The sequence below is a fragment of the Acetobacter sp. DsW_063 genome (genome assembly GCF_002153745.1).
Taxonomy (GTDB): Bacteria; Pseudomonadota; Alphaproteobacteria; order Acetobacterales; family Acetobacteraceae; genus Acetobacter.
Genome location: NZ_JOPL01000136.1, coordinates 1 through 11311 on the forward strand (window position 1 = coordinate 1; position 11311 = coordinate 11311).

8 protein-coding genes are annotated in these 11311 nt (G+C 62.8%); all 8 read left to right on the forward strand.

Annotation, left to right across the window (positions count from 1 at the left end; all coding sequences use genetic code 11):
• Positions 1–343: 343 nt before the first annotated feature.
• The 8 genes from HK28_RS13230 to HK28_RS13265 all read left to right on the forward strand — a co-directional run bounded on the left by HK28_RS13230 (position 344) and on the right by HK28_RS13265 (position 11107).
• Positions 344–1135 carry a class II aldolase/adducin family protein gene (locus tag HK28_RS13230; protein WP_158093478.1) on the forward strand — a complete coding sequence of 264 codons (792 nt, stop codon included), beginning with the start codon at positions 344–346 and terminating at the stop codon, positions 1133–1135.
• Positions 1132–2121 (forward strand): ABC transporter substrate-binding protein, encoded by a 990-nt coding sequence (locus HK28_RS13235; protein ID WP_086645006.1) that lies wholly within the window; start codon positions 1132–1134, stop codon positions 2119–2121. Before HK28_RS13230 ends, HK28_RS13235 begins: the two co-directional genes overlap by 4 nt.
• Before the next feature lie 92 nt (positions 2122–2213).
• Positions 2214–3557, forward strand: coding sequence for an LLM class flavin-dependent oxidoreductase (locus tag HK28_RS13240; RefSeq protein ID WP_086645007.1), 1344 nt, complete (start codon positions 2214–2216; stop codon positions 3555–3557).
• 44 nt (positions 3558–3601) lie between these two features.
• Positions 3602–5164, forward strand: a complete 1563-nt coding sequence (locus HK28_RS13245; RefSeq protein ID WP_086645008.1) for an ABC transporter substrate-binding protein — start codon at positions 3602–3604, stop codon at positions 5162–5164.
• 4 nt (positions 5165–5168) lie between these two features.
• Positions 5169–6125 carry an ABC transporter permease gene (locus tag HK28_RS13250; RefSeq protein WP_198945901.1) on the forward strand — a complete coding sequence of 319 codons (957 nt, stop codon included), beginning with the start codon at positions 5169–5171 and terminating at the stop codon, positions 6123–6125.
• A gap of 17 nt (positions 6126–6142) precedes the next feature.
• Positions 6143–6994 (forward strand): ABC transporter permease, encoded by an 852-nt coding sequence (locus HK28_RS13255; RefSeq protein ID WP_086645010.1) that lies wholly within the window; start codon positions 6143–6145, stop codon positions 6992–6994.
• A complete protein-coding gene (locus HK28_RS13260; protein ID WP_086645011.1) occupies positions 6991–8571 on the forward strand; it encodes an ABC transporter ATP-binding protein in 1581 nt (526 codons plus the stop codon). The genes HK28_RS13255 and HK28_RS13260 overlap by 4 nt, the downstream gene beginning before the upstream one ends.
• Before the next feature lie 136 nt (positions 8572–8707).
• Positions 8708–11107, forward strand: a complete 2400-nt coding sequence (locus HK28_RS13265; RefSeq protein ID WP_086645012.1) for a TonB-dependent siderophore receptor — start codon at positions 8708–8710, stop codon at positions 11105–11107.
• Positions 11108–11311 lie beyond the last annotated feature (204 nt).

Sequence of the window (11311 nt, forward strand, 5' to 3'; positions counted from 1 at the left end):
TGCGCCGCTTTCTCCTCCTGGAGCGGATTAACGCCGCCACGTAGCAATCCAGGGCATGAAACCCTCTCACTCTCTGCTCAAAGCGCAGAGTGAAAATCAGACCCACGAACCAGCAATCAATACACCAAAAAACTGAAATCAGGCAAAAAGGAGAGTCAATCAGCGGTTCTTCGAACCCTCCATGTGGCGGTCAGTAATATGTTTTAGAAAATTAACTAATCCCTCAAGAAAATTTATCTATTTTGAATCTCAATGTATCCTGTGACCGCTTTATTATATCTACACTTATGATTTTTCTCTATGAAGTATTTTGTGTTGCACAAAATAAGGGCGAAGATGCATCGTGGCAAATGCCTTTCAGACGGACGTCGATAATGCGCGCGGCGCCCTCCAACTCCCCGGCGAACGTGCGCCGGCAGCGGAGCGTGAGCATCGGAAGCTGCGTCTGGCCCAAGCGCTTCGCGTTTTCGGTCATCTAGGATTCGAACATGGTCTTGCAGGTCATTTTTCTGCAAGAGACCCCATCGACCCAACACTGTTCTGGATCAACCGTCTCGGAACACCATTTTTGAAGACACGTGTCTCCGATCTCGTTCTTGTCGATCGGCATGAAACGATCCACGCCGGCCGCGGGCCGATCAATCGCTCGGGCGTGCCGTATCACGATACGATTCAAGTGGCGCGCGAGGATATCGTCGGGATCGCCCACGCACATGCCTTCTGGGGAAAGACGTGGTCCGCTTTCCGGCGTCCTGTGACCAACCTGACAGCTGATGCGTCTTTCTTTTTGTCGGATCAATCTCTTTTTGACCCGTTGAGCGAAAATGATGGACAGGTTGGTCGGGATCAAAAAGCCATTGCCGCCGCGAAGGCGCTGGGGCGGCGGAATGTCCTGATATGGTTCAATCATGGTATCTGGACGGTTGGCAGGACAGTGGAGTCGGCGGCTTGGCGCTTTCTCGCTTTCGAGGATGCTGCTCATAGTCAGCTCGTCGCCGAAGCCGCGGGCGTGCTTCAGCCACCAGCAGATTCCGCTTTGGAGCCGGATCGCGAGCAGCGTGAAATTTTTGCACATTTTTCATTTCTGGCGCTGTGGGACCGCATTTCGGAGGATCACGAGGATGTGGAGGCATGATTCTGGAGTCCATTACACGGCGTTCCTGCGTCTCAATGCTGCTTCCGACGCTCGTGATTGGACAGCACGCCTTCGCCGATACCCCGGTCGACCTTCGCCAAGAACGTCTCGCGGTATGGCATTATAAGGGAGCTGTCGCAGATTTCTTCTCTGCGGCGGATATGGCGAAGCCCCCCTATACGGTTAGCCCCGTTGATGTCAGCGGCGGCAGTATGGTGATCAGCTGCTATAAGGCGGGTAGTCTCGATTACGCTTTTATGAGCCAGGTTCCAGCACTGTTTGCCGCCCAGGATGCGCTGTCCTTTAAACTGATCGCCGCAGTCAAAGGGGATCTGGAGCAGTCGGGTCTGCTTATTCCTGCCGGTTCGCCCATCCGTTCCGTCGCGGACCTGCGAGGACGGAGAATTGGTTACATACCCGCCACCTCGGATCATTACTATCTGCTGAAGATTCTGGGAGATCACGGTCTGGTCCTGTCGGACATCCAAGCCGCGCCCATGTCGGCCACTACCGCACGGGCAGCCTTTTCGGCGGGTTATCTTGATGGGCTAATTTCAGGAAATTATGTCGCCCAGCTTATGATCGAACAGACGAATGCGCGCTGGCTCGTCACGGATGCGAACAGTCAGGCGGGCTGGCTGTCCTATTTCGCAATTTCGGCGCGCATCGACGCCTTGGCCGATCCGCGCAAGAGGGCGGCCATCGGCGACTATCTAAAGCGGGAGCAGAAGATATGGGACTGGATCGGATCGAATCCTGATTACTATGTACGTGTCATGTCTCGACAGACGGGAATCTCCGAACAGATTTTCCAGAAAATGATCGTCGCCCGTCGGAGCCCGATACAAGTCGTTCCCGTTTCGGACCAGATTATCGAACAGCAGCAGGATGTTGCGGATACATTTCTGCGCGCAGGCTGTATCCCGCGGCGGGTTGATGCCGGCACCCTCTGGGATCGAACTTACTCGGATCTGATTCTCAGATGATAGAATCACGCGGGCATGATCCATCGTGATCGGGTTGGGTCCTCTGCATCTGAGGCCTTCCATCTGTTTCATCGCAAAATGGTGAGTGTACGATGACACGTCATCTTCGGCTGGGCGCGTTTCTCAACGGAAGTGGCCCGCAAGGCGGTATCTGGCGCAGCGCGTCAGCCGATCTCGACTACCTAGGCTCGTTTCAGTATTATATCGATATCGCGCGAAAGCTCGAAGAAGGGAAATTCGACATTCTCTTCATGAACGATACGGTCAGTTCCGGATCGTTCGACCGCGAGTTGCTGGAAAAGAACGTTGCCGCCTCGCGGTGGGACACACTTACCTTGCTCGCGGCCATGGCTGTGTCGACATCGCGTATTGGCCTCGTCGGTACGGCGAATACGACGTATAACGAGCCATTCACACTGGCACGCCGGCTCGAATCCCTTGACAGGCTCAGCGGCGGTCGGGCCGGATGGAACCTCGTGACATCCTTGCAGGGCGGACAGAATTTCAACCGCGATGATCATGTTGCCCATGATGTGCGGTATGACCGCGCAGAGGAGTTCGTCGATGTCCTGACGGGGCTTTTCGATACATGGGACGACGATGCTCGCCTGGGTGACAAGCTGTCCGGTCGTTGGCTGGATGCGGATCGCGTGCGCGAACTGAACCACAGGGGGAAATATTTCCAGGTGCGCGGCCCGCTCAACGCGCCGCGTCCTGTCCAAGGCTGGCCGGTCATCGCACAGGCCGGATCGTCCGGGTCAGGACGGAAGCTCGGCGCCCGGGTAGGCGAGGTGATCTTTACAGCGGCCACTACGATCGAGGAAGCGAAGGCATTCCGCGCCGAAATGCGCCGCCGGGCCGAACTGGATTTCGGTCGGAATCCCGACAGTCTTCTGGTGATGCCCGGTGTAGCCGTCACTGTCGCCCCGACGCGACAGGAGGCAGAAGAGAAATTCGACCACGTCCACGACCTGCAGGACCCGAAGCCCGCTCTGCGGTCTATTTCGCAATTCGTTGGATTGGGAATCGATTTATCCGATTTTCCTCTGGACGACGTCCCGGTTCTTCCCGACGTTTTGCCGGAGACCAACCAGCATAGAAGCCGCCAGAGGCTGGTCGCGGACCTGATTCGCAGGGAGCGGCCGACAGTCAGGCAACTGCTGCGGCTGCTCTCGCATGGCGGTCACCGAGTCCTCGTGGGTTCCACCTCAGACGTTGCCGATAATTTCGAGGAATGGTTTCGTGCCGGTGCGGCTGACGGCTTCAACATCATGACCGCGCAGACACCTGATGCGATCGGAGATTTTGTTGATCTGGTGGTCCCGGAACTGCAACGGAGGGGTCTCTTCAAGACTGCCTATACCGGGGCCACGCTGCGCGAAAGCCTCGGTCTGGCCCGGCCGGTGTCGCGCGCCCGCGCGGGTACGCCGCAATGAAGTGCACCGCGCCGCCTAGCGGCCAGCGGCACGGCCAGGCACGCATGCTGCGTCATGCGTGCCTGGCGGCCGCCCTGCTGCTGCCCGCCACCCCCGGCCCCGCGGCGCCGGGCCCGGCGCCACATGAAGGCGGGGTGCTGAAGGCCGCTCTCAGCGACGATCCCGTGTGCCTTGACCCGCAGCAGGCCGGCAACAACAGTTCGCTGAATGTTGGGCGCCAGATCACCGATTCGCTAACCGACCAGCGCCCCGATACTGGCGAGATCGTGCCCTGGATTGCCACCAGCTGGCAGGTCAGCGCCGACCGCCGCAGCTTCACCTTCCATCTGGGCGACCACGCCACCTTCAGCGACGGCGGCCCGGTGGACGCTGCCGCCGTAAAGGCAAATTTCGAAGGCATCCTGAAGCTGGGTGCCCGCGCGATCCTAGGTGCCGGCTATCTGGCCGGCCTGCGCGATATCCGGACCCCCGACAGCCGCACCGTAACGGTGACGTTCGACAGGCCGAACGCCCAGTTCCTCCAAGCCAGTTCGACCATGAGCTTGGGCCTGCTTTCCCCGGCTACCGAGGTTCGCAGCGCCGAGGACCGGTGCCAGGGCCGCCTGGCTGGTTCCGGCCCGTTCGTGGTCGCAGACTTTCAGCACAACCGCGCGGTCAGGCTGGCTCGGCGGGCCGACTATGCCTGGCCTTCCAGCTTGGCGCGTCACCCCGGGCCGGCATGGCTGGACGGCATCACCTATCTCGTGATCCCCGAGTCTGGGGTGCGGACGGGCAGCCTACTGTCGGGCCAGATCGACGCGGATCTGGGCGTCACCGCCCAAGATGAAACCCCGCTGCGCGCGGCGGGGCTGCCCCTGCTGGCGCGCGCCAATCCCGGGCTGGTCTACAGCCTGTTTCCCAACGAGGCCGATCCCCTGCTGCGCGAGCAGGCGGTGCGTGTGGCGCTGGACAAGGCCATCGACCGTGCCGAGCTGCAGGCCATTCTGTCGCGCTTTGAAGCGCCGGCAACGGCCGTGCTGGCGCGCACGACGCCGCTCTACACCTCCCATGCCGATCTGCTGGCCTACGATCCCGCCGGAAGCGCTCGCCTGCTGGACCAGGCCGGCTGGCGGACCGGCCCCGACGGCATCCGCCAGCGCGACGGGCGGCGCCTGACGATCCGCCTGTCCTACTGGCAGCGCGTTCCCTATCTCGAACTGGTCCAGCAGCAGGCCAGACTTGCCGGCATCGACCTGTTGCTGGACCAGCAAACCATCAGCCAGATGACGGCGCAGCTCGAAAGCCGGAATTTCCAGTTGCGCTTTGCCAATCTCACCCGTGCCGATCCGGATATCCTGCGCGCCGTGTTCTCGGTCCATGGCCGCAACGCGGGCAATCGAGCCGCTGCGGCGCCGGTGGATGCCTTGGTGGACGATTCCCTTGCCGAAGCCGATCCGCAGCGGCGGCGGGATCTTGTCTCCCGTGCCGAGGCGCTGCTGATCGGGGAAGGGCACGTGATCCCCCTGGTGGAACTGACGACCGTGATCGGCACTACGAAGGCCGTGCACGATCTGTCCTTTGAAGCCTCGTCGCGGTTGCAATTCCACGATGCGTGGCTGGAGCGATAGGCCCGTGCTCCGCCGGGAGATGGTTCGCCGTGCGGGCGCGCTTGCCGTGCGGCTCGCCCAGTCCGTCGCCGTGCTGTGGGCGGCCTTCACGGTTGTGTTCCTGATCCTGCATGTGCTGCCTGGCGATCCGGTCAGCATTATGCTGAGCCAGAGCGAGGACGGCCTGTCGGCGGACCCTGCCCAGGTGGCGGCACTGCGCGCCCGCTATGGGCTGGACCGGCCGCTGCCCGTCCAATACGGGATCGCGCTGTACCGCGCCCTTCATCTCGATTTCGGCCAGTCGATCCAAACCGGGCAGCCGGTTTTGGCCACCCTGCGGGACGTGCTGCCGGGCACCGCTGCTCTGGCCTCGGTCGCCTTCGCCCTGGCGCTTCTGGTCGGCATCGCCTTGGCCGTGGCCACCCACCATGCGCCGGAAGGTGCCACGAAGGCCGCGCTGGCTGCGCTGCCCGCGCTGGGCACGGCGTTGCCCACCTTCTGGGTGGGGCTGCTGCTGCTGCAGGTCTTCTCCTTCCACTGGCCGCTGTTTCCCGCGATGGGTAACGATGGCTGGAGGGCCTTGGCGCTGCCCGCCGCGACTCTGGCGATTCCCACCTCGGCGCGCATCGCCCAGATCGCGGGGCGTACGCTGGCCGATGCGGCCGCCCAGCCCTTCGCCACTGCCGTCGCCGCCCGGGGCGTGGGCCGGGCGCGCCTGATGGCGGTCCATCTGCTGCCCAACGTGGCGATCTCGCTGGTCACCATGTCTGGCCTGATCGCCGGCAACCTGCTGGCCGGATCGGTTGTTACCGAAACCGTCTTCTCGCGCGACGGGATCGGCCGCTTGGCGCAGTTGGCGGTGCAGACCAAGGACATTCCGGTGGTGGAAGGCGTGGTGCTTCTGGCCGCTTCGCTGTTCGTCGCCATCAACCTGGCCGTCGACCTACTCTACCCGCTGCTAGATCCGCGCATCGGCAAATAAAGGACCAGCCCCGCGTCATGACAGATATCAACCCGTCCCCGACATGGGATGCCGCCCTCCGTTCCCCCCGGCCCGACTGGCTCGCGCTTCTGTGCGGCTTGGCGTTGGGGCTAGTCTTTCTATGGGCGGTCGTGCCGGGATGGTTCTCAGCGGCCGATCCGCTGCGCGGCATCCCCGCGGAGGCGCTGCGCCCACCCTCGGCCCAGCACTGGTTCGGCACCGATCACCTAGGACGCGATCTGTTCGCCCGCACGGTGTACGGCACCACCGTTTCGTTGCAAGCCTGCGGGCTGGCGGTGGCGGTGGCCTTGGCCGGCGGCGTGCCGATGGGGCTGGCCGCCGGTTTTGCCGGGGGCCGGGTAGATGCGCTGTTCATGCGAGCCGTCGACGTGGCCATGGCCATTCCAGCGCTGCTGCTGGCACTGGCCATCGTCACCGCGCTTGGCTTCGGCACGGTGCGGATCGCTATCGCGGTCGGCGTCTCCTCCATCTCTTCCTTCGCGCGGATCAGCCGGGGCGAGGCTGTGCGCCTGCGCCACGCCCTGTTCGTCGAAGCCGCCCGGGCATCGGGCGTGCGCACCCCCGCCATCATGCTGCGCCATGTGCTGCCGCATGCCGCCGGCCCCATCCTGGCCCTCGTCACCCTGGAATTCGGCACCGCCGTGCTGGCCGTCTCGGCTCTGAGCTTCCTGGGCTTCGGCGCACCGCCGCCACAGCCGGAATGGGGCCTGCTGATCGCCGAAGGCCGGAACTACATGGCCGTGGCCTGGTGGTATACCGCTCTGCCCGGCCTAGTGGTGGCCACGGTGGTGCTGGCCGCCAACCATTTGGCGCGCACTCTGCGTGCCCGCTCGGTGCTTGGCGGATGAACGCCCCGTCCCCCGTGCTCGCAGTCCAGGAGCTAGCCGTCACCTACCACCTTCCCGGCGAGCCGCCGGTGAATGCTGTCAGCGGCGTGAGCTTCAGCGTCCGCCCGGGGGAAATCTTGGCCATCGTCGGGGAATCCGGATCGGGTAAATCTAGTATCGTCTCCGCGCTGATCGGGCTGAAGGCTCCCAATGCGCGGATCGGTGGCCGCATCCTGCTGGAAGGCGAGGACATCGCCGCCGCCACCCCGCAACGCCTGCGCGCCCTGCGCGGCCGGCGCATCGGCTTCGTGCCCCAGGATGCCGGGCTGTCGCTCAGTCCGCTGCGGCGGATCGATGCGCAGATCGACGAGGCCCTGCGGGTGCACGGCATGCCCCGCCATGCAGCCCGCGCCCGCACGGCGGAGATCCTGGCGGATATCGGGCTGGGCGGTTCCGCCCGGATCGCGCGCGGCTATCCGCACGAACTATCGGGGGGCATGCGCCAGCGCGTACTGATCGGCATCGGCATCGCGAACGATCCCGCGCTTCTAGTGGCCGACGAGCCCACCAGCGGCCTGGACGTGACAGTGGCGCGCCGTATCCTAGATTATCTGGACGGAAAGATTCGCGAAAAAGGTATGGCGCTTGTGATCGTCACTCACGATCTGGGCATCGCCACGCGGCGAGCGGACCGGGTGCTGACGGTACAAGACGGGAAAATCGTCGAAACCGCCCCGGCCCTATCGATTCCGCCGCCGCGCAGTTCCCCCGCCGCGCCCGCACCTGCGCAACCTGGCGAGGCCGTTCTGATGGTCGCGCATCTGGTAAAGCATTTTCCCGGCCGTCGCGGGGAAGCCGCCCACGCGGCGGTCGACGACGTATCGTTCCACGTGCCGCGCCACGGCACGACAGGCCTGGTCGGCGAATCCGGATCGGGCAAGACTACGATCGCCCGCATCGTCCTGGGGCTGGAAACCCCGCAATCGGGCGCGGTGCACCTGAACGGCCACGACATTACGCATGCCACCGGCGAGGCCCGCCGCCTGTTGCGGCGGCGGATGCAGATCGTCTACCAGAATCCCTACGCTTCGCTGAATCCCCGCCTGTCGGTCGAGGATATCATCGACGAGCCGATGCGCGCCTTCCAGGTGGCGGACCCGGCAGCCCGGCGCCTCCGCGTGCGCGCCCTGCTCGATCGCGTCGGCCTGCCCCGACGCGCGGGGCAGCAGACGCCTTCCTTCCTGTCGGGCGGGCAGCGCCAGCGCGTCGCGATCGCCCGCGCGCTGGCTCTTGAACCGGAACTGGTGGTGCTGGACGAACCGACCTCGGCGCTGGACAGCGCCACGCAGGGGCAGATCCTGACCCTGCTGCGCGATCTGCAAGCCGGCGCTGGCACCAGCTATCTGTTCATTTCCCACGACCTTGGCCTGGTCAGGGAATTTTCCGATCATGTCGTGGTGCTGCGCCGCGGGCGCCTCGTGGAGCAGGGCGCGGTGCGACAGATTTTCGAATGCCCGGCCGAAGCGTACACGCGCGAACTGCTGAACGATTCATCGCTGCGCTGCTGGCATCTTTCGCCGCTGGGCAAGGCCTCCTGAATCGCATGTCACCTGTTTTATAAAATAAAGATATTTGTTTCGTAAAGTATTGGCATTTAAAATATTAAGTTTTTCTGAAATAATATTTAAGTAATATTTGTTATGTCTTAAAAATCATGCCCCCTAGAGAAAATCCATGCATCCCGTTAGATTCTACACCTACCTGCTGCTGTCCTCTCTGGGAGGCGTATCCTCCTTCAGGACCGCACTGGCACAAAGCACAACCCTGACCGCCGCCACCCAGCCCGCGTCCGCTGACGAACAGGTCATCGTCACCGGCACGCGCAGCACGAACCAGACCGCGCGCAGCAGCCTCAGCCCAGTATCGATCATCAGCGCGGCGCAACTTGCCACCACGGGCCAGGCCGATCTGCGCGATGCGCTGGCGCAGCTTACGCCGTCGATCTCGCTGCCGCCCTTCGGCTGGGGCGCCAGCGGCCCCCTGCTGTCGATCAGCATGCGCGGACTCAGTTCCAACCATGTCCTCGTGCTGGTCAACGGCAAGCGCCGCCATCAGACGGCGCAGATCAACACGACGATTTCCGGCGGACGCGGCCCCGATCCCGTCGATCTCGATCTGATCCCGGCCTCGGCGATCGATCATTTCGAAATCCTGTCGGACGGTGCCGCCGCGCAATATGGTTCGGACGCCATCGCCGGTGTGGTGAACATCATTCTCAAGAAAACGCAGAATACGCTGTCGCTTCAGGCGCTCAACGGTGGCTATTATCGCGGCGACGGCTTCACCACCAATGAATCCGCCAATTTCGGCGGCGCCATCGGCAGCCGCGGCTATTACAATGCCAGCGTCGAATTCAAGCATAACGACCGCACGGTCCGCGACGGGGCCGACAACCGATCGGGCATTCCGACCGCGCTGGGCCAGCCCGTCAGCCAGTCGATCGGCATCCAGCCCACCACGCGCGAACTGGTCAGCATCAATCTGGGCTATGACATCACCGACGATGTCTCGTTCTACGCCTTCGGCACCTACGGCCATTCCGACAGCCAGCAGGCCTATTACTACCGCCTGCCGCCCACCCCGGCGATCCTGGCCCCGAACGGCTACATTCCCTATGTCGCCTCGGCCCAGAACGACTATTCCTTCACCGCGGGCTTCAAGGGGCATGTCTTCCACGACTGGAACTGGGATGTCAGCTCCACCTACGGCGGCAACATCAATGATCAGAGCGCCTATAACATCTTCAATCCGGCGCTGTACACGGCAACGGGCTATACGCCCACCACCTTCGCCGTCGGATCGCAGTCCGACACGCAATGGACCACCAACGCCGATATCCGCCGCGATTTCGATACGAAAATCCTGCCCGCGCCGCTCAGCGTGGCCTTCGGCGCGGAATATCGCTACGAAACTTATACGCTTGGCGCGGGAGACTGGGCGGCGCGCTATGGCGGGGCGCTGTCCGGCGCGGCGGCGGTGCAGACGACGGATGCCAGCGCCCATGGCCGCGACGTCACGGCCGGCTATATCGATCTCGGCACCACCGTGCTGCCGAAATGGCGCATCGACCTGGCCGGCCGCTTCGAACATTACACCGATGCCGGCGATACCGAGACGGGCAAGATTTCCAGCCGCTACGACATCAACCGCTTCATCTCGCTGCGCGGCACCGTCAGCAACGGCTTCCGCGCCCCGACGCTGCAGGAAGAATATTACCAGGCGCAAAGCTACTCGCCTACCGGCAGCAGCGGCCAGGTTGCCGTCAGTTCCCCGGCGGCGCGCTATCTGGGCGCCAAGCCGCTGCGCCCGGAACGATCCACCAATTTCTCCGCCGGCTTCGTGTTGAATCCGCTGCGCAACCTGCATGTCAGCGTCGATGCCTATCAGATCACGCTGCGCAACCGGATCGTCAGCGGCGGCAGCTATACCGGCCAGCAGGCGATCTCGGCGCTGGAATTGAACGGCTATACTGTGGGCCCGGCCATCAGCCCCAGCGCCGTCAGCACCAGCTATTTCACCAACGGCGTCAACACGCGCACGCGCGGCGTGGATATTTCCGCGACGTACGATCTCGATCTGCGCCAGAACGGCCGGCTGGCGATCGATGTCGGGCTGAACCTGAACGAGACGGATATCCTCAAGGTCGGCAGGGATCTGAACAACAATCCGCTGCTCAATGCCCAGCAGCGGGCATGGCTGACATCCTATACCCCGCGCAACAAGCTGATCTTCGGCGGCCGCTGGACGACGGGCCGCTTTGATATCTCCGCACATGAAATCCGCTACGGTCACACCACGTCGCAACTGACCTACTATACCGGCCCCTATGCGTATTCGAACAGCGTGTTCAGGGAATTCACCGAAACGCCGAAATTCGAAACCAATCTGGAAGTCGGCTACAAGGCCACGTCCCGGCTTCACCTCGCCCTGGGCGCGAACAACCTGTTCAACGCGAAAATGCGCAAGCTACCGTACGCCAACCGCTATTTGGGCTCCACGCCCTACGACTACAACGTGGCGCAGATGAGCTGGAACGGCGGCTTCTATTATTTCCGCGCCAATTACAATCTGTAAGAGCGCGTCCCCATTTATGGCATAATCGTCGCAAAGAAAATGGAAAAAGATAATAATATGTTGCCAGGTCCAAGTCCAGCAGATGGAGGGTTCGGAAAACCCTTTGGTTTCGGCGTGCTGTCACATTAACTTCGGGGCTGTAGACTGCCCTGCATTAGCGCTCCCCCTGTCAGCTACAAACGTCACCGTTTTCCGCGTGAGCTG